The 16752-nt window shown below is 69.9% G+C and carries 19 protein-coding genes; 4 read left to right on the top strand and 15 right to left on the bottom strand.

All coding sequences use genetic code 11. From position 1 onward, the window contains the following. Positions 1 to 155: 155 nt before the first annotated feature. The 3 genes from MZC64_RS32880 to MZC64_RS32870 all read right to left on the bottom strand — a co-directional run bounded on the left by MZC64_RS32880 (position 156) and on the right by MZC64_RS32870 (position 2212). Complete coding sequence (locus MZC64_RS32880; RefSeq protein WP_247763455.1) at positions 156 to 1058, bottom strand: alpha/beta fold hydrolase; 903 nt, start codon at positions 1056 to 1058, stop codon at positions 156 to 158. Positions 1059 to 1140: 82 nt separating this feature from the next. Continuing rightward, positions 1141 to 1719: a TetR/AcrR family transcriptional regulator gene (locus tag MZC64_RS32875; RefSeq protein ID WP_247763454.1), complete on the bottom strand. Its 579-nt coding sequence runs from the start codon at positions 1717 to 1719 to the stop codon at positions 1141 to 1143. Positions 1720 to 1765: 46 nt separating this feature from the next. Continuing rightward, on the bottom strand, positions 1766 to 2212 hold the full coding sequence (locus MZC64_RS32870) for a nitroreductase family deazaflavin-dependent oxidoreductase (protein WP_247763453.1): 447 nt from the start codon (positions 2210 to 2212) through the stop codon (positions 1766 to 1768). Positions 2213 to 2393: 181 nt separating this feature from the next. On the opposite strand from MZC64_RS32870, the gene MZC64_RS32865 reads away from it, so the two are divergent. After that, the gene (locus MZC64_RS32865; protein ID WP_247763452.1) at positions 2394 to 2921 is read left to right on the top strand and encodes a hypothetical protein; all 528 of its coding nucleotides are present in this window, start codon (positions 2394 to 2396) and stop codon (positions 2919 to 2921) included. Between the two features lie 30 nt (positions 2922 to 2951). Here the strand turns inward: MZC64_RS32865 and MZC64_RS49190 are convergent, their stop codons facing one another. Further along, the gene (locus tag MZC64_RS49190; protein WP_374205814.1) at positions 2952 to 3464 is read right to left on the bottom strand and encodes a DUF4232 domain-containing protein; all 513 of its coding nucleotides are present in this window, start codon (positions 3462 to 3464) and stop codon (positions 2952 to 2954) included. Positions 3465 to 3603: 139 nt separating this feature from the next. Between MZC64_RS49190 and MZC64_RS32860 the strand changes: the two genes are divergently transcribed. Next, the gene (locus MZC64_RS32860; protein WP_247763451.1) at positions 3604 to 4203 is read left to right on the top strand and encodes a hypothetical protein; all 600 of its coding nucleotides are present in this window, start codon (positions 3604 to 3606) and stop codon (positions 4201 to 4203) included. Between the two features lie 562 nt (positions 4204 to 4765). Here the strand turns inward: MZC64_RS32860 and MZC64_RS32855 are convergent. Beyond that, entirely contained in the window at positions 4766 to 5872 is a 1107-nt protein-coding gene (locus tag MZC64_RS32855) for an ionic transporter y4hA (protein ID WP_247763450.1), read from the bottom strand. 55 nt (positions 5873 to 5927) lie between these two features. Next, complete coding sequence (locus tag MZC64_RS32850; RefSeq protein ID WP_247763449.1) at positions 5928 to 7247, bottom strand: PLP-dependent aminotransferase family protein; 1320 nt, start codon at positions 7245 to 7247, stop codon at positions 5928 to 5930. Between the two features lie 85 nt (positions 7248 to 7332). Here MZC64_RS32850 and MZC64_RS32845 point away from each other — a divergent pair, with 85 nt between their 5' ends. Together MZC64_RS32845 and MZC64_RS32840 are read left to right on the top strand one after the other, a co-directional pair. Continuing rightward, positions 7333 to 8121 (top strand): alpha/beta fold hydrolase, encoded by a 789-nt coding sequence (locus MZC64_RS32845; protein WP_247763448.1) that lies wholly within the window; start codon positions 7333 to 7335, stop codon positions 8119 to 8121. 71 nt (positions 8122 to 8192) lie between these two features. After that, a complete protein-coding gene (locus MZC64_RS32840) occupies positions 8193 to 8714 on the top strand; it encodes an EF-hand domain-containing protein (RefSeq protein WP_247763447.1) in 522 nt (173 codons plus the stop codon). Here the strand turns inward: MZC64_RS32840 and MZC64_RS32835 are convergent. The 9 genes from MZC64_RS32835 to MZC64_RS32795 all read right to left on the bottom strand — a co-directional run bounded on the left by MZC64_RS32835 (position 8711) and on the right by MZC64_RS32795 (position 16701). Beyond that, entirely contained in the window at positions 8711 to 9841 is a 1131-nt protein-coding gene (locus MZC64_RS32835) for a hypothetical protein (protein WP_247763446.1), read from the bottom strand. The two genes, MZC64_RS32840 and MZC64_RS32835, sit on opposite strands and share 4 nt — an antisense overlap. A 102-nt stretch (positions 9842 to 9943) precedes the next feature. Next, positions 9944 to 10336: a metal-sulfur cluster assembly factor gene (locus tag MZC64_RS32830; protein WP_185003651.1), complete on the bottom strand. Its 393-nt coding sequence runs from the start codon at positions 10334 to 10336 to the stop codon at positions 9944 to 9946. Continuing rightward, complete coding sequence (gene sufU, locus MZC64_RS32825; protein WP_247763445.1) at positions 10333 to 10797, bottom strand: Fe-S cluster assembly sulfur transfer protein SufU; 465 nt, start codon at positions 10795 to 10797, stop codon at positions 10333 to 10335. Before sufU ends, MZC64_RS32830 begins: the two co-directional genes overlap by 4 nt. After that, positions 10797 to 12074: a cysteine desulfurase gene (locus MZC64_RS32820; protein ID WP_247763444.1), complete on the bottom strand. Its 1278-nt coding sequence runs from the start codon at positions 12072 to 12074 to the stop codon at positions 10797 to 10799. Before MZC64_RS32820 ends, sufU begins: the two co-directional genes overlap by 1 nt. Before the next feature lie 84 nt (positions 12075 to 12158). After that, entirely contained in the window at positions 12159 to 12929 is a 771-nt protein-coding gene (sufC, locus tag MZC64_RS32815) for a Fe-S cluster assembly ATPase SufC (RefSeq protein WP_247763443.1), read from the bottom strand. A 28-nt stretch (positions 12930 to 12957) separates the two neighbouring features. Next, a complete protein-coding gene (locus MZC64_RS32810) occupies positions 12958 to 13284 on the bottom strand; it encodes a non-heme iron oxygenase ferredoxin subunit (protein ID WP_247763442.1) in 327 nt (108 codons plus the stop codon). Beyond that, positions 13281 to 14456, bottom strand: a complete 1176-nt coding sequence (gene sufD / locus MZC64_RS32805; protein ID WP_247763441.1) for a Fe-S cluster assembly protein SufD — start codon at positions 14454 to 14456, stop codon at positions 13281 to 13283. The genes MZC64_RS32810 and sufD overlap by 4 nt, the downstream gene beginning before the upstream one ends. Further along, the gene (sufB, locus tag MZC64_RS32800; RefSeq protein WP_247763440.1) at positions 14456 to 15901 is read right to left on the bottom strand and encodes a Fe-S cluster assembly protein SufB; all 1446 of its coding nucleotides are present in this window, start codon (positions 15899 to 15901) and stop codon (positions 14456 to 14458) included. The genes sufD and sufB overlap by 1 nt, the downstream gene beginning before the upstream one ends. Next, entirely contained in the window at positions 15898 to 16701 is an 804-nt protein-coding gene (locus MZC64_RS32795; protein WP_247763439.1) for a metalloregulator ArsR/SmtB family transcription factor, read from the bottom strand. Before MZC64_RS32795 ends, sufB begins: the two co-directional genes overlap by 4 nt. Positions 16702 to 16752: the final 51 nt, after the last annotated feature.

The raw sequence follows: 16752 nt of genomic DNA, 5'->3' as shown, positions 1-16752 counted from the left end.
CTCCGTTCCACCGACTGGGTCAATTCCAGCAGACCCCGACCGACCCGCTGTCACACCCCGGCCACGGACGGATCACTTCACCCCTGGCTGAATCCGTGCGGCCCGGCGGGTTCCGCCCGGTAGTCGGCTACCGGGCGGGACCCGCGCGGAGCTACTCAGGTGGCCTTGGCCGCGGCGAAGAACCGGCGCAGTTCGGCGATGAGCGCTTCGGGCTGTTCCTCGGCCACGTAGTGCCCGCTGTCCGGGATCTCCACCAGCTCGTAGTCGTTGGCCTGCTGGGGCAGCGCGCGGGCGGTGGCGTAGTGGTAGCCCTGGTCGCCGCCGACGCCGAGCACCGGTGTGTCCAGCTTGGCGTAGCCGCGGTTGTCCTCGATGTCCTGCCGCCAGGTCTGGTACCAGCCGTTGCCCGCCCGGATGGCCTCCGGCTGGTCGTAGGCGCGGGCGTAGACGGTGCGGGCGTGTTCGTCGATCTTGCTCTGGTCCAGCAGCATCGCCCGGTAGAGCCAGTCGATGAGGTGCCGGGAGCGGCCGGCCACGAGCTGTTCGGGCAGGCCATGAAGGTGGTTGAAGGCAAACCACCAGGGGTGCACGCGGTCGGGGTGCGGCGGCAGCATGGGGATCTCGTTGAGGCTGTCGTCGGGGTGCGGGACGTCGATGAGCGCGATCCGGCGGGCGGTCCCGGGGTGGTTGGCGGCGAAGCTGTGCGCGACCATGGCGCCGATGTCGTGCCCGGCCACATCGGCCTGCTCGATGCCCAGGTGCCGGAGCAGTTCGTGGATGTCCTTGGCCATGGTCTTCTTGTCGTAGCCCGCCGCGGGCTTGGCCGAGCCGCCCATGCCGCGCAGGTCGACCGCGATGACCCGGTGGTGTTCGGCGAGCGTGGGCATGATCTTGCGGAACTGCCACCAGGTCTGCGGCCAGCCGGGCAGCAGCACCAGCGGGCTGCCGGTGCCGCCGATGACGTAGTGCAGGCGGGTGCCGTTGACCTCGGCGTGCTCGCTGCGGAAGTCCCCCGGCAGCGTGGCGGCGAGGGCGGCGTCGGTGTGCTGATCGGTCACAACAGTCTCCATTTTCCAGAACAAGCATTCCAATAAAAGGGCACAAAACAACCGCGCCACCCCCAGGGAGGGCGCGGTCGAGTCAGTCGAGCAGGGACAACGCCTGCCGCTCGGCATCCAGCAGCCGGCGCGGATCCGGCGTCTTGGCGATCACCCGGACACCCTGCAGGAAGGTCACCAGGAACCGGGCCAGCGCCCGCGGATCCCGGTCTTCGGGCAGTTCGCCCTGGGCCTGCGCGCGGGTCAGCGCGCTGGCGAGCACCGTTTCCAGCGCGTCGAGGCTGAGTTCGACGCGGCGCCCGGCCACCGCGTCGGCGGGGAGCAACTCCACCACCGTATTGGTGACCAGGCAGCCGCGTCTTTCCTCGTCCTGCAAGGATTCCCGCACGTAGCGGCGGACCAGCGCACGTACCTCGGGCAGTACCGGACCGGCCTTGGACAGTCCACTGAGGATCAGCACGTCGGTCAGTTCGGCGTAGTGGTCCAGCGCACGCAGGTACAGCTCGTGCTTGCCGCCGAAGGTGGCGTAGATGCTGGCCCGGTTGACGCCGAGGTGGTCGACGAGGTCCTGCATGGAGGTGGTCTCGTAGCCCTGCCGCCAGAACAGTTCCATCGCGGCCCGCAGCGCCACGTCCGGATCGAACTCCTTGGTCCTGCCCATGGACCAGACCCTAACAGATTCCAGAACGCTCGGTCCAGTTACCTACTCAGGAGCCCTGCACCGGCTCCAGCAGGAACACCGGGATCACCCGGTCGGTCTTCGTCTGGTACTCGGCGTAGTTCGGGAAGGCGGCGACCGCACGCTCCCACCACACCGCCTTCTCCTCGCCGGTGATCTCCCGCGCCAGGTAGTCCTTGCGCTCCGCGCCGTCCTGGAGTTCCACCAGCGGCGTGGACTTGAGGTTGAAGTACCAGACCGGATGCTTGGGCGCGCCGCCGAGCGAGGCGACCGCGGCGTAGACCCCGTCGTGCTCCACCCGCATCACCGGGGACTTGCGCAGCTTGCCGGATTTGCCGCCCTTGGTGGTCAGCACGACCACGGGCCGATCGTCCAGCACCGTATTGCCCCGCGCGCCATCCGAGCTTTCGAACAGCTCCACCTGGTTGCGCACCCATTCGGTCGGGCTGGGCTCGTACTCGCCGGTCAGTGGCATGCCACCGGTCCTCTCCATCCACCGCGCTCTGCCTGTCAAAGCACCTGACCACACAACCCCCCACCCAATCCCCAGTATTCCGATCATCCAGCGACCACCCCACAAACCCCACTTGCACTTAGTTCAACCCATCCACTACGGTCCCGCTTGAACAAAGTGCAAGTCCACCGAAGGAGCCCCCGTGTCCACGACCACCCAGATCACCATCGCGGCCGTGCAAGTCGTCCTGGCCGCGACGTTCGTGCTCATCCCCTATGTCGGCGCCCGCCACGGCGCCGCCGCCCAGCGAGCCGCCGAGAAAAACGTGACCCACCAAGGGTTTCCAGCCGGCTTACTCGCCCAGCACGGCATCAACTTCGGCGCGACCAGGACCAGCGTCGTCCTCGCCCTGACCATCGCCCTGTGCTTCGCGGCCCTGGGCGCCCTCACCCTGACCGCCCCCGACCTGGCCCGCCCGCTGACCTGGATCGCTCAGCCGATCATGCTGGTCCTGGGCCTGGTCATCATGCCCGGCGAGGTCTTCACCACTCGCTACGTCGAAGCGGCCTTCCGCAAGTCAGCCGACCCAGCCACCCACGACCTGAACGTGGCCGCTTTCGTAACAGCAGCAAGGAAAACCTACCCCACCTGGTTCCCCACTGTGGTTGTCACCCGCTTCGCGACAGCCACCGCAGGCTCAATCCTGGCCCTCGTCCTGCTGATGCTCTGACCGGGGCAGGGACCCGGCCAGCAGCGAAAATCAGTACTCCGCGGGCCCCGGAAGAACCGCCCCGACGGACAAGGTGTGCGCCTCCGAGAACGCGTCCACCGCCCCCTGGTCCCAGCGCAGTGTGCTCGCCCCGGAGCCATGCCCAGGCAGCCCAACGGTGACACTGCCCGGAGTCTGCTGCTGCTCCGGCGCCCCAATCCCGGTCCAGTGCAACACAATATGCGCCGACTTACCTCCCGCGAGATACACCGGCGGCGCCCCGGTGTTGTCCGCGACCACAGTCACCCCAGGAGCCCCCTGCAACGTCACCGGCAACGCACCGGCCAACTTGCAGGCAGTCCCCCGCTTCGCGGTGAACTGAACGGAGGCATACCGCTGCCCCGCCCCAGGCGACCCGGCGACCAAAGTCGCGTCGAGCTGCCCCGCCCGGCAAGGCTGATCAGTCGGATTGGCCACAGCGTACCCAGCCCACAACGCCCCGCCAGTGGCGGTGGCCGCGAGCACGGCAACGACGGCAAGACCCCGCCGAAGGTTCTGAATCATGGCGATCTCCCTTGGTAGAACGCGCTGTACACCAAGAAAGACGCCCCACCCCGATCAAGGTGCCCCCAGAGTGACCCGCGAGACACCCAACCCGGACACCCCGGGACTGATCCCCCCAAACCCGACTACCTTCCCGCCCATGCCCCACCCACCCGGGCTCTCCACACCCTCCACCCCAACCCCCGCTCCCGCTCCTGCCCCCGCTCCTGCCCCCGCTGCCGCTGCCGCTGCCGCTGCCGCTGCCGCCAGCCTGAAATCCACCACCACGCTGAAGGCCACCGCAGCCCTGCTCACCGTCCTGACCACCACCGCCTGCACCACCACCCCACCCGCCCCACCACCCCCGCCATCCCCACCCACAACGGCAACCGCAACCAAGCCCCCCACCGCCCCCAACCCCCAAGGCCGCCCAGACCTCTGCACCAACCTCGACGCCCTGACCGCCGTCGCAGGCCCAACCTTCACCCTCGCCACCGCCGCCCTACTCGACGGCGAAACCCCGCAGGAACGCACCCGGATTGCCCAGGCGGTCGACAACATCGCCCACTTCAGCATCGCCCTGCTGAACAAAACCTCCAAGGAGATCGACACCAACCTCCGCCAACTCGCCTACGCCGCCGGCGCCGCCAAAACCGCCCTGACCAACAACATCCCCGCCCGGCAAGCAATCTCTCCCCTGGAAACCCGAGAAATCACCACGGCCCGAAACACCATCACCACCTACCGCGGCCCCTGCTGACCAACACCCCGCCCCAGCCGCCCCAGCCCCGCGACGCCGTGACGCGCCCCTGCCTCCGCGCACCGCACCGCCGAGACCCGACTAGCCTCCCGCTGCGCCGAGCCAGCCCCGCCTCGCCGTCCCTCGCCGCCCCTCGCCTCGCCGCAGCCCGAGCCGCCCCTGCCTGCGTCCGCACACACGCCCCGCCTGCGTCGGGCGCACGCCCCGCCGGGGCCTCGCGCACAACCGGCCCCGCGCTCAACGCTTGCCGAACGCCTCAACGCACCAAGCGCTCCGCCCCCTGGCCGAGCCTGCCCAGCTCAGCCCACCCGGCCCAGCCCGGTCCACCCGCCCCAGCCCGGCCCACCCGGCCCCCACCGGCCCCGGCCCAGTTCAGCCCAAGGGGCCGGGCCAAGCGGCCGGGCCCCAACCCCAACGCCCGCCCGCAACCCGCCCTGACGGGATCCGCCGCCGCCACCGTCCCTCTGCGGAACGCAGAAACCCGCGTTTAGGTTGCCTCGCCGTCTGGATCATCTCCCCCAACCGGGTGATCCTCATCCAACGCCAACCACATCATCCCAGCTCACGGCGTCACAGCCAAAAACACAAACGCGCTGAACACCATCAAGTGCACCGCCCCCTGCAACACCGTCGCCCGCCCCGACACGATCGTCAGCGTCCCGACCACCCCGGTCAGCGCGAGCAACACCATCTCCTTCGCTCCCAGCCCCAGCACCAACGGCCCCGTCAGCCAGATCGAGGCCACCGCGATCGCCGGGATGGTCAGCCCGATGCTGGCCAGGGCCGAACCCAGTGCCAGGTTGAGGCTTGTCTGGAGGCGGTCGCGGAGGGCGGCCCGGACGGCGGCGACGGTTTCCGGGAGCAGGACCAGCAGTGCGATCAGCAGGCCCACCAGCGATCTTGGGGCGCCGGCGGCCTCCACCGCGGATTCCAGGGCTGGGGAGACTGTTTTGGCCAGGCCGACGACGCTGACCAGGCAGATCACCAGCAGGGCGAGGCTTAGCCAGGCGGTGCGGGCGGTGGGGGCGGGGGCGTGGTCGTCGGGGGTGCAGTCGCCCTTGGGCAGGAAGTAGTCGCGGTGGCGTTTGGTCTGGACGAAGACGAAGACCGCGTACATCACCAGCGAGGCGACGCCGGCGAAGGCCAGTTGCGGGCCGGTGAAGGTGGGGCCCGCGGAACTGATGGTGAAGGTGGGCAGGACCAGGCTCACCGTGACCAGGGCCAGGGTGACGGCCAGGGCGCCGCCGGAGGCGTGGGCGCGGAATTCCTGGACGCGGTGGCGCAGTGAACCGGCCAGCAGGGCGACGCCGACGATGCCGTTGCAGGTGATCATGATGGCGGCGAAGACGGTGTCGCGGGCCAGGGAGGCGCTGTCGGGGCCGCCGGAGGACATCAGGGTGACGATCAGGGCCACTTCGATCACGGTGACGGCGATGGCCAGGATCAGGGTGCCGAAGGGTTCGCCGACGCGGTGCGCGACCACCTCGGCGTGGTGCACCGCGGCGATCACGCCACCGGCCAGGCCGGCGCAGACGAGTATCAGCAGCACCGCGTTGAGGCCGCGGCCCCAGGAGGCGACCAGCAGCACCAGGGCCAGTGGCGGGACGAGCAGACTCCACCTGGGCAACGCGGCCGAGGTGTCCGGGGCGGTGTCGGTCGGCGGGTTCACACCTGCGACCCTAATGTCCGGATTCCGTTCGTGCGCGCGGACAGCGGCCCGATGATCAGTCCATTGTGGTGTCCTCGGGCACACCGCGGGCCAGCTCGGCCAGCACTCGCAACGCCGCGGCCAGGGTGCCCAGCGGTGGCGCGGACAGGGCGAGGCGGACGGCGTTCGGGGCGTGGCCGGGCACCACGGCGAACGCGGCGGCGGGGGTGACCGCGATGCCCCGGCGGGCCGCGGCGGCGACGAAGGTCTCCGCCCGCCACGGCGCGGGCAGTTCCCACCAGCAGTGGTACGCGGCGGGGTCGGCGCGCCGGGTGAACCCGGCGAGGTGTTGGGCGGCAAGGGTTTGCCGGGCGGTGGCGTCGGCGCGTTTGGCGGACTCGATCGCGCTGGCGGTGCCGTCGGTGAGCCAGTGCCGGGCCGCGGCCATGGCGAAGGCGGGCGCCGCCCACGCGCCCGAGCGCAGCGCGGCTGCCAACCGATCGGTAGATTCCGGTGCGGACACGACGAAACCCAGGGTCAGGCCGGGGGCCAGGCGTTTGGACAGGCTGTCCACCAGCACGGTGCGTTCCGGGGCGAGCGCGGCCAGCGGCGGCAGTTCCGGCCGCAGGAAACCGTAGACGCCGTCCTCGATGAGCGGGATGTCGTTGCGGCGCAAGGCTTCGGCCACCTCGACCCGGCGCTGTTCCGGCATGGTGACGCCGAGCGGGTTGTGCAGGGTGGGCTGGAGGTAGGCCGCGGGCACGGTGTCCAGTGCGGCGGGCAGCACGCCGTGCTCGTCCATCGGCAGCGGCACCAGGGTGACGCCGAGCCGGGCCGCGATGCCCTTGATCACCGGGTAGGTCAGCGCCTCCACGCCGAGCCGTCCGCCGGTGGGCACCAGGGCGGAGATCGCGGCGGCCAGGCCCTGTCTTCCGTTGCCGGAGAACAGGATCCGGCCGGGCTCGGGGGTCCAGTCGCCGCGCCGCAGGGCGATCGCGGCGGCGGCCCGCAAGTCCGGATCGCCGGTCACGCCGAGCGGGCGCAGGGCGGCGGCGAACACGTCGGGGCGGGTCAGGCCGGCCAGCGCGGCGGCGAGTTGCTCGGGCTGGCCGGGCAGGACCGGGAAGTTCAGCTCCAGGTCGACCGGTGCGGCGGCGGGTTCGGCCAGCGCGAGGGTCGGCGCGGGTTCGGCGGCCCGTACGAAGGTGCCGCGGCCGACCTCGCCGACGACCAGGCCGCGCCGCACCAGCTCGCTGTACACCCGGGCCGCGGTGGACCCGGCGATGCCGCGGCGGCGGGCGAACTGGCGTTGTGGTGGCAGCCGGTCCCCCGGCCGCAACCGCCCGGCGGCGATCTCGGCCGCGATCCGGTCCGCGATCACTCGGTAGTCGCGCATCATTGCTCCGAGCACATTGTTTTCATTGCACCGGGATAGTGCACCGCTTAGCGTCGAGTCGTCAACCGTGACCAGGGAGAACGACATGGAACTCAGTTTCGACGACCAGGGCGCCGGCGAGCCGGTAGTGCTCGTGCACGGCCACCCGTTCGACCGCTCGATGTGGCGCCCGCAAGTCGAGCACCTCACCGCGAGCGGCCTGCGGGTGATCACGCCGGACCTGCGTGGCTACGGCCGGAGCCCGGTCGTGCCCGGCGTGACCGGCCTGGACGTCTTCGCCGCCGACCTCGCCGAGCTGCTCGACCGGCTCGGCGTCGAGCGTTTCGTGCTCGGCGGCCTGTCCATGGGCGGCCAGATCGTGCTGGAGTGCTACCGCCAGTTCCCGCACCGGATCCGCGGGTTGCTGCTGGCCGACACCTTCGCCGAGGCCGAGACCGCGCAGGGCAAAGCCGACCGCAACGCCCAGGCCGACCGGCTGCTGCGCGAGGGCATGGCCGGCTACGCGACCGAGGTGCTGGCGAAAATGGTGGCGCCGCGGACGATCGAGGAACAGCCGGAGGTCGCCGCGCACGTGCTGCGGATGATGCAAGCCGCCCCACCGGAGGGCGCGGCCGCCGCGCTGCGCGGCCGGGCCGAGCGCCCGGACTACCTGCCGCTGCTGCCCACCATCACCGTGCCGACGCTGGTGGTGGTCGGCAGCGCGGACGAGTTCACCCCGGTCCGCGACGCCCGCACTATCCAGCAGGGCATCCTCGACGCGAGCCTGACGATCATCGACGGCGCCGGGCACCTGCCGAACCTGGAGCGCCCGGCCGAGTTCAACGCCGCCCTGGACCGGCTCCTGTCCGTGGCACTGGCCCGGCACCCGGGGTGACCCGGTCCGGTGGCGCGCTGACCTGGATGGCCGATAGGCCCACCCCCAGTCGCCGACCTACCGTGGTTGCCATGGCCACTGACCTGCAACGACGCAAAGTCAGCCGGGTGTTCGCGGCACTGGACGCCAACGGCGACGGGTTCCTGGAGGAAAGCGACTTCGCGGCGCTGGCCGCGCGCTGGATCCAGGTGCGTGGGCCGGGTGATCACCAGTTGCTGGAGCAGATCATGCTCGGCTGGTGGGCCACCCTGCTCGCCGCCTCCGACCTGGATCGTGACAACAAAGTCACCCTGGACGAGGTGCTGCTGGTGGTCGATGAGCTGCCCGGTATGCCGGAGGCGGTCACCGGCACCGCGGCGGCGATGTTCGAGGCCATTGACGCGAACCAGGACGGGCTGATCTCCGCCGCGGAGTACCGGCAGCTCATCGAGGTCTGGAACGGCCGCCCCACCGACACCGACGCGATCTTCCCCGCGCTGGACGCCGATGGCGACGGCCGCCTGTCCCACGAGGAGTTCAGCGACCTCTGGTACGAGTTCTGGGCCGGGGACGACGCCGACGCCCCCGGCACCCTGGTGTTCGGCCCGCTCTAGTAGTCGGCGGCCTGGCTCTGCACGACCCAGAGCGTGCCGCCGTACTTCGGATCGCTCGTCTTCGGTTTGGCGTTGTAGGCCAGGGTCAGGAAGGTCCCGGTGCCGATCTCCACGCTGGACGGGTTGGCCTGGTCCTGCGCGCCGGAGTCATAGATCGGCAGCACCTTGCCCTTGGTCCAGTCCGCGGTGGGGTTGCCGATCATCATGCCGACGGTGGGGCGCCCGGTGCGGGCCCGGTCGCCGTAGGTGAAGAGCAGCCTGCCACTGGCGGTCTTGAGCAGGTGGTGGGAGTTGGCGTGCACATCGCTGAAGCTCTGGTACTCGTAGGCCGGGGTGGCGGTGTACGGGTTCCAGCGCACCACGATCGCCGGTGACCCGCCGCCGTTCTGCTCGGACCGCACCACGGTGACCACCGTGTTGCCGTACTGCACGAAGCTCGGCTCAAAGTACTTCCGGCCGGGCGGGTTGGCGTTGCCGATGATCTGGTGCGCCGAACTCACCACCAGTCGGGGGTCGCCGGTGGGCCGGTAGGTGGCCCGGATGAAGTGCGCGCCGCCCTTGTACCCGGTCTGGTCGTTGTCGACGGTGTAGATCGGGATGAGCACCTGGTCGGTCTGGGAGCCGCTGTCGGCCAGCGCGAGCGGGCTGCCGTGGCTGTAGATCCCGACATCGATGCCGGGCGCGGTCAGCCGCACCGGGTCGGTGAACCGGGTCCAGCCGGGCTTCCACACCGAGTAGTAGACCTTGCCGCCCGGCACGAAGAAGGTCATCAGGACGCTGCCGTCCGGCATCATGCCCAGCTTGGGATCGCGGGTGTCGATCCCGGCCATGGTGCCCGGGTTGGCCAGCGCGGGGGTGGGATTCTCGCTCCACTTCCGGCCGTCGGCGCTACCGAAGGACAGCTGGATGGTGCCCACCGACCCAGCATGCGCGGTGGCCCGGTGCCACACCGCCATCAGCCTGCCGTCCCGCAGTTTCAGCACGTCCGGGAACCGCGCCTCGTACTCCCCCGGCTCCTGAATGATCTTGGCCACCGTGCTCACGTCCGCCGCCGCCGGCGGTGCGAGCAGCCCGGTCAGCACCAGTGGCGCCACTACGATCCCCAGCCAGCGCAGTCGCTGTGTCATCCCCACCCCGTTCATTCATCAGGCCGAACGGCCGGGCTCATCCTCCCAACACAAACCGCCCGGCACGGTGACCCCGTGCCGGGCGGTTGCGGAAAGCCTGTGTCAGACGGTGAAGCCGAGCGCGCGGAGCTGCTCGCGACCGTCGTCAGTGATCTTGTCCGGGCCCCACGGCGGCATCCAGACCCAGTTGATCCGGACCTCGTCGACCAGGCCGGGGCCGGTCAGCACGGCGCGGGTCTGGTCCTCGATAACGTCGGTCAGCGGGCAGGCCGCGGAGGTCAGCGTCATGTCCAGGATGCAGACGTTGTCCTCTTCGACGTGGATGCCGTACACCAGGCCCAAATCGACCACGTTGATGCCCAGTTCGGGGTCGACCACGTCACGCATGGCCTCCTCGACATCGGCGACCAGGGCCAGCTCGACCTTGGGTTCGGCGGGCAACTCCGGCATCCCGGCGACCCCGCGCTGCACTTCCTGCTGCTCTTCGGTGCTCATCGCGCACCGGCTCCTTCCCCGACGACCTGCGCCACCGCGTCCTTGAATGCCATCCAGCCCAGCAGCGCGCACTTGACGCGCGCCGGGTACTTGGCCACACCGGCGAAGGCGATGCCGTCTTCCAGCACGTCCTCGTCGGGTTCCACCTTGCCACGGCCCTGCATCAGCTCGCGGAACGCCTCGTGTGTGGTCAGCGCCTGCTCCACCGTGGTGCCCACGACCAGGTCGGTCAGCACCGAGGTGGCGGCCTGGCTGATCGAGCAGCCCTGGGCGTCGTAGGAGACGTCGACGATCTTGGCGTCCCGCCCGTCACCCTCCAGCTGCACGCGCAGCGTCACCTCGTCCCCGCAGGTCGGGTTGACGTGGTGCACCTCGGCCTGGAACGGATCCCGCAGGCCGCGCAGATGCGGGTTCTTGTAGTGGTCCAGGATGATCTCCTGGTACATCTGCTCCAGTTTCATCAGCTCACCCCGAAGAACCGCTGGGCCTCGCGCACCCCGTCCAGCAGGGCCTGGACCTCGGCGGGCTCGTTGTAGACGTAGAAACTGGCGCGCACCGTCGCGGCCACGCCCAGGGCGCGGTGCAGCGGCCACGCGCAGTGGTGCCCGACGCGGACCTCCACGCCCAGACTGTCCAGCACCTGCCCGGCGTCGTGCGCGTGCACGCCGTCGATGACGAAGGACACCGCGCCGCCGCGGTCCACCGGCACATCCGGGCCGATGATCCGCACGCCCGGGATCTCCTTGAGTCCGGCCAGGGCCAGCTCGGTGAGGTGGTGCTCGTGCGCGGCCACCCGGTCCATGCCCAGTTCGGTGAGGTAGTCCACCGCCGCGCCCAGCCCGATCACCTGCGAGGTCATCGGCACCCCGGCCTCGAACCGCTGCGGCGGCGGGGCGTAGGTGGAGCCCTCCATCTTGACCAGCTCGATCATCGAGCCGCCGGTGATGAAGGGGGGCATCGCGGAAAGAAGCTCGTGCCGTCCGTAGAGCACACCCACTCCGGACGGCCCGAGCATCTTGTGCCCGGAGAAGACCGCGAAATCCACTCCGAGCGCCTCGAAGTCAACCGGGGCGTGCGGCACCGACTGACAGGCGTCCAGCACGGTGAACGCGCCGACCGCCCGCGCCTTGTCCACGATGGACCGCACCGGGTTGACCGTGCCCAACACGTTGGACTGGTGCGCGAACGCCACCACCTTCGTGTTGTCGTTGATCAGTTCGTCCACGTTGGACAGATCGAGCCTGCCGTCCGGGGTGACCCCGAACCAGCGCAGGGTCGCGCCGGTGCGGCGGCAGAGTTCCTGCCACGGCACCAGGTTCGCGTGGTGTTCCATCTCGGTCACCAGGATCTCGTGACCGGGGCCCACCTGGAACCGGGAGGCCAGCTCGCCCGCGGTGGCCGCGTTGCTCATCGCGTAGGCCACCAGGTTGACGCCCTCGGTGGCGTTCTTGGTGAACACCACCTCGTCCGCGCCGACGCCGATGAACGCGGCGATCTTGGCCCGCGCTTCCTCATAGGCGTCGGTGGCCTCCTCGGCCAGCTGGTGCGCGCCGCGGTGCACGGCGGCGTTGCTGGTCTCCAGGAAATGCCGTTCCGCGTCCAGCACCTGGCGCGGACGTTGGGAGGTGGCTCCCGAGTCGAGATAGACCAGCCGTTTGCCGTCGCGCACGGTCCGGCCCAGGATGGGGAAGTCGGCCCGGATGGCGGCGACGTCCAAAGGTGCGGCAACAGTGGTCACAGGGAGCCGCCTCCTTTCGCTGTCCGCATGTGGTGGTGGGTGCTTCTCAGTACGGGAAACCGTTGCCGATCAAGGGAAATTCCCTCAGACGGCCGCGGCCTCCGGCTTGCCCGCGTAGCGGACGTAGCCCTCGTTCTCCAGGCGCTCGGCCAGCTCCGCGCCGCCGGACTCGACGATGCGGCCACCGGCGAAGACGTGCACGAAGTCGGGGCTGATGTGCTTGAGGATCCGGGTGTAGTGGGTGATCAGCAGCACGCCCACCTCGCCGTCGGCCTTGTAGCGGTTGACGCCCTCGGACACCACGCGCAGCGCGTCGACGTCCAGACCGGAGTCCGTCTCGTCCAGCACCGCGATCTTCGGCTTGAGCAGCGCCAGCTGCAGGATCTCGTGGCGCTTCTTCTCACCGCCGGAGAAGCCCTCGTTCACCGAGCGCTCGGCGAAGGTGGGGTCGATGTCCAGGTCGGTCATGGCCGCCTTGACCTCCTTGACCCAGTGGCGCACGGCCGGAGCCTCGCCACGGACCGCGGTGGCCGCGGTGCGGAGGAAGTTGGACATGGACACGCCCGGCACCTCCACCGGGTACTGCATGGCGAGGAACAGCCCGGCGCGGGCGCGCTCGTCCACGCTCAGCTCCAGCACGTCCTCACCGTCGAGCAGCACCGAGCCGCTGGTGATCGCGTACTTGGGGTGCCCGGCGATGGCGTAGGCCAGGGTGGACTTGCCGGAGCCGTTGGGCCCCATGATCGCGTGGGTCTCACCGGCCTTCACGGTGAGGTTGACACCCTTGAGGATCTCCTTGTTCCCCTCATTGGTGACGACCTCGGCGTGCAGGTCCTTGATCTCCAGAGTAGCCATGGTCTTTCGTTTCTCCTGGTGAAAGCAGTCAGCGGTTCGTGGGGGTGGCCGGGTCCACGTAGACCTCGCCCTCGCGCACGCTCACCGCGTACACGTCGATCGGGTCGCTGGCCGGCGGGGTCAGCGGCTCGCCGGTGCACAGGTCGAAACCCGCACCGTGCAGCCAGCACTCGATGGCGCCGTCACTGACCTCGCCACCGTCGCTCAGGGTGACCTCGGCGTGCGAGCAGACATCACGCAGCGCGTGCACCCGCTCGCCGAGGCGGACGAGCACGACCGGCGTGCCGTCCACCTCGGTGCCGTGCGGTTTGCCCTCGGCCAGTTCGGCCAGCGGGCACACCCTGAACTCGGTCATGCGCCGACCGCCTCGAGTTCTGCCTCGATGGCGGCCTCAAGGCGCTCGCGGACCTCGGGCACGGTGATCTTGGCGAGGATCTCGCTGAAGAACCCGCGCACCACCAGTCGCCGCGCCTGCTCGACCGGGATGCCCCGTGCCTGGAGGTAGAACAGCTGCTCGTCGTCGAAGCGGCCGGTCGCGGACGCGTGACCCGCGCCCTCGATCTCGCCGGTCTCGATCTCCAGGTTCGGCACCGAGTCGGCGCGGGCGCCGTCGGTGAGCAGCAGGTTGCGGTTCAGCTCGTAGGTGTTGGTCGCCTCCGCGCTGGCCCGGATCAGCACATCGCCGATCCACACCGTGTGCGCGCCCTCGCCCTGCAGCGCGCCCTTGTAGACCACGTTGGACCGGCAGTGCGAGGCCGAGTGGTCGACGAAGAGCCGGTGCTCCAGGTGCTGGCCCGCGTCGGCGAAGTAGACGCCGAGCATCTCCGCGTCGCCGCCGGGACCGTCGTAGGTCACCGTCGGGGACAGCCGGACCAGGTCGCCGCCCAGGGTGACCGCGGTGTGCCGGAGCACGGCGTCCCGGCCGAGCTTGGCGTGGTGGCTGGCCACGTGCACCGCGTCGTCGGCCCAGTCCTGCACCGAGACCACGGTCAGCTTGGCGCCGTCACCGACGACGATCTCCACGTTCTCCGCGTAGGAGCCGGAGCCGCGGTAGTCCAGCACCACGATGCCCTCGGCGAAAGCCTCGGCGCGCAGCTGGATGTGCCCGTACGCGGTCTTGTCCAGACCCGCGCCGGTCACCGTCACCACGGTCGCCGCGGTGGCCTTGGTGTCCTTCGGGAAGGTCACCAGGGTCGCCGACGGGTAGGCGCACCACGCCTGCGCGGCCACCCGGTCGGCCGGCACGCCGGCCACGCCGAGCCGGGTGTCCCCGCGCTCGATGGTCTCCACGTTCACCTCGGGCGCGGCGCTGACCTCGACCGTGGTGGTCCCGTTGGCCGGGGCCGAACCGTCGTGCAGGTTGCGCAACCGCTTGAGCGGGGTGAACCGCCACAGTTCCTCGCGCCCGGTGGGCACCTCGAACGCGGTGACGTCGAACGAGGAGAACCACTCCGCGCGGGAGGCGTCCGGAACAACCGCGCCCGCGCCGTGCGAGTGCGGCTTCACCCCTTCCACAATCGCAGTCATCAGCCGACTGCCCCTTCCATCTGCAGCTCGATCAGGCGGTTCAGTTCGAGGGCGTACTCCATCGGCAGCTCGCGCGCGATGGGCTCGACGAACCCGCGCACGACCATCGCCATGGCCTCGTCCTCGGTCAGGCCGCGCGACATCAGGTAGAAAAGCTGGTCCTCGCTGACCTTGGACACCGTGGCCTCGTGCCCCATCGACACGTCGTCCTCGCGGACGTCGACGTAGGGGTAGGTGTCCGAGCGGCTGATCTGGTCGACCAGCAGCGCGTCGCACTTCACGGTGGAGGCGGAGTGGTGCGCGCCCTTGTTGACCCGGACCAGGCCGCGGTAGGAGGTGCGGCCGCCGCCACGGGCCACCGACTTCGACACGATGGTCGAGGAGGTGTACGGGGCGAGGTGGGTCATCTTGGCGCCGGCGTCCTGGTGCTGGCCCTCGCCGGCGAAGGCGATGGAGAGCACCTCGCCCTTGGCGTGCGGGCCCATCAGCATGACGGCCGGGTACTTCATGGTGACCTTGGAACCGATGTTGCCGTCGATCCACTCCATGGTCGCGCCCTCTTCGGCCTTGGCGCGCTTGGTGACCAGGTTGTAGACGTTGTTCGACCAGTTCTGGATGGTCGTGTAGCGGCAGCGGCCGCCCTTCTTCACGATGATCTCCACGACCGCGGAGTGCAGCGAGTCGGAGGAGTAGATCGGGGCGGTGCAGCCCTCGACGTAGTGCACGTAGGCGCCCTCGTCGACGATGATCAGCGTCCGCTCGAACTGGCCCATGTTCTCGGTGTTGATCCGGAAGTAGGCCTGCAGCGGGATGTCGACCTTGACGCCCTTGGGCACGTAGATGAACGAGCCACCCGACCACACGGCGCCGTTGAGCGCGGAGAACTTGTTGTCCCCGTGCGGGATCACCGAGCCGTAGTACTCCTGGAACAGCTCAGGGTGTTCCTTGAGCGCGGTGTCGGTGTCCAGGAAGATGACGCCCTGCTCCTCCAGGTCCTCACGGATCTGGTGGTAGACGACCTCGGACTCGTACTGCGCGGCGACACCGGCGACCAGGCGCTGCTTCTCCGCCTCCGGGATGCCCAGCCGGTCGTAGGTGTTCTTGATGTCCTCGGGCAGGTCCTCCCAGCTGGTGGCCTGCTTCTCCGTGGAGCGCACGAAGTACTTGATCGAGTCGAAGTTGATCCCGGTGAGGTCGGCGCCCCAGTGCGGCATCGGCTTGCGCTCGAACAGCTTGAGGCCCTTGAGCCGGGACTCCAGCATCCACTCGGGCTCGCCCTTACGCGCGGAGATGTCGCGGACGACGTCCTCGCTCAGGCCACGTCGAGCGGTCTCGCCGGCCGTGTCCGAGTCGGCCCAGCCGTACTCGTAACGACCAAGGGTGGCGAGCGTCTCCTCCTGGGTCATGGGCTCCGTGGTGGGACGCTGCTCGGCAGCGGCAGTCATGCGGGCTCCCCTCCGTCCGGGATCCGTGCGGTCTGGCCCGGCGCCGGCTTCTCGGCCGGTTCCGGACGCGTGGTGGTGGTGCCCGCCGTCGGCGGGACCGGGTCGTTCTGGGAAACCGCCACGGGGATCAGCGGCAAGTGCGTGGTGCACACCGCGTCACCCCTGGCGATGGTCGCCAGGCGCTGCACATGAGATCCGAGCAGCTCGGCGAATGCCGTCGTTTCGGCCTCGCAGAGCTGCGGGAACTCGGCAGCGACGTGCGCGACCGGGCAGTGGTGCTGGCAGAGCTGCTCACCATGGCCGACGCGCCGCGTCGAGGCAGCGTAGCCTTCGCTGCTCAGCGCCTGCGCGAGGGCCTCGGCCCGCTGCACCGGGTCGGAAACGGACAGCACGCTTGCCCGGTGCCGGTCCACCAGTGTGGCGACCCGGCGTTCGGCGAAGGCGCGCACCGCCTCCTCCCCGCCGCATTCGGCGAGGTAACGCAACGCGGCCACGGCGAGGTCGTCGTAGGCGTGCCCGAACTGGGCGCGGCCGCTCTCGGTGAGCAGGAAAAGCTTGGCCGGGCGGCCTCGTCCCCTCGGCTGGAGCCGGGAGGCCTCCCTGGTGCTCACTTCCTTGTCGGCCAGCAGCGCGTCCAGGTGCCTGCGCACCGCGGCCGGGCTGAGGCCGAGTTCCTCGGCAACGCTCGCGGCGGTCATCGGCCCCTGCTCCAGCAGCAGCCGGGCGACCACCTGCCGGGTACGCCCATCAGCGCGTTCCGCCTCTACGGCGGACCGCTGGGGGGTCCCGGTGTTTTTCACAACACAAGTGTTGCTTATTTACTCGCGAGCGGCAAAGGCAGGGTCCGGGGA

Source organism: Crossiella sp. S99.2, from assembly GCF_023094165.1.
Taxonomy (GTDB): Bacteria; Actinomycetota; Actinomycetes; order Mycobacteriales; family Pseudonocardiaceae; genus Crossiella.
The sequence above is the reverse complement of the archived record's forward strand: the minus strand, read 5'-3'. Positions and strand labels throughout refer to the sequence as shown.

What these genes read in the sequence shown, in the direction of transcription:
- MZC64_RS32875 (WP_247763454.1), bottom strand. Translation starts at nt 1,719, where the DNA reads ATGGGCAGGACCAAGGAGTTCGATCCGGACGTGGCGCTGCGGGCCGCG.
- MZC64_RS32870 (WP_247763453.1), bottom strand. Translation starts at nt 2,212, where the DNA reads ATGCCACTGACCGGCGAGTACGAGCCCAGCCCGACCGAATGGGTGCGC.
- MZC64_RS49190 (WP_374205814.1), bottom strand. Translation starts at nt 3,464, where the DNA reads ATGATTCAGAACCTTCGGCGGGGTCTTGCCGTCGTTGCCGTGCTCGCG.
- MZC64_RS32860 (WP_247763451.1), top strand. Translation starts at nt 3,604, where the DNA reads ATGCCCCACCCACCCGGGCTCTCCACACCCTCCACCCCAACCCCCGCT.
- MZC64_RS32850 (WP_247763449.1), bottom strand. Translation starts at nt 7,247, where the DNA reads ATGCGCGACTACCGAGTGATCGCGGACCGGATCGCGGCCGAGATCGCC.
- MZC64_RS32845 (WP_247763448.1), top strand. Translation starts at nt 7,333, where the DNA reads ATGGAACTCAGTTTCGACGACCAGGGCGCCGGCGAGCCGGTAGTGCTC.
- MZC64_RS32840 (WP_247763447.1), top strand. Translation starts at nt 8,193, where the DNA reads ATGGCCACTGACCTGCAACGACGCAAAGTCAGCCGGGTGTTCGCGGCA.
- MZC64_RS32835 (WP_247763446.1), bottom strand. Translation starts at nt 9,841, where the DNA reads ATGACACAGCGACTGCGCTGGCTGGGGATCGTAGTGGCGCCACTGGTG.
- MZC64_RS32830 (WP_185003651.1), bottom strand. Translation starts at nt 10,336, where the DNA reads ATGAGCACCGAAGAGCAGCAGGAAGTGCAGCGCGGGGTCGCCGGGATG.
- sufU (WP_247763445.1), bottom strand. Translation starts at nt 10,797, where the DNA reads ATGAAACTGGAGCAGATGTACCAGGAGATCATCCTGGACCACTACAAG.
- sufC (WP_247763443.1), bottom strand. Translation starts at nt 12,929, where the DNA reads ATGGCTACTCTGGAGATCAAGGACCTGCACGCCGAGGTCGTCACCAAT.
- MZC64_RS32810 (WP_247763442.1), bottom strand. Translation starts at nt 13,284, where the DNA reads ATGACCGAGTTCAGGGTGTGCCCGCTGGCCGAACTGGCCGAGGGCAAA.
- sufD (WP_247763441.1), bottom strand. Translation starts at nt 14,456, where the DNA reads ATGACTGCGATTGTGGAAGGGGTGAAGCCGCACTCGCACGGCGCGGGC.
- sufB (WP_247763440.1), bottom strand. Translation starts at nt 15,901, where the DNA reads ATGACTGCCGCTGCCGAGCAGCGTCCCACCACGGAGCCCATGACCCAG.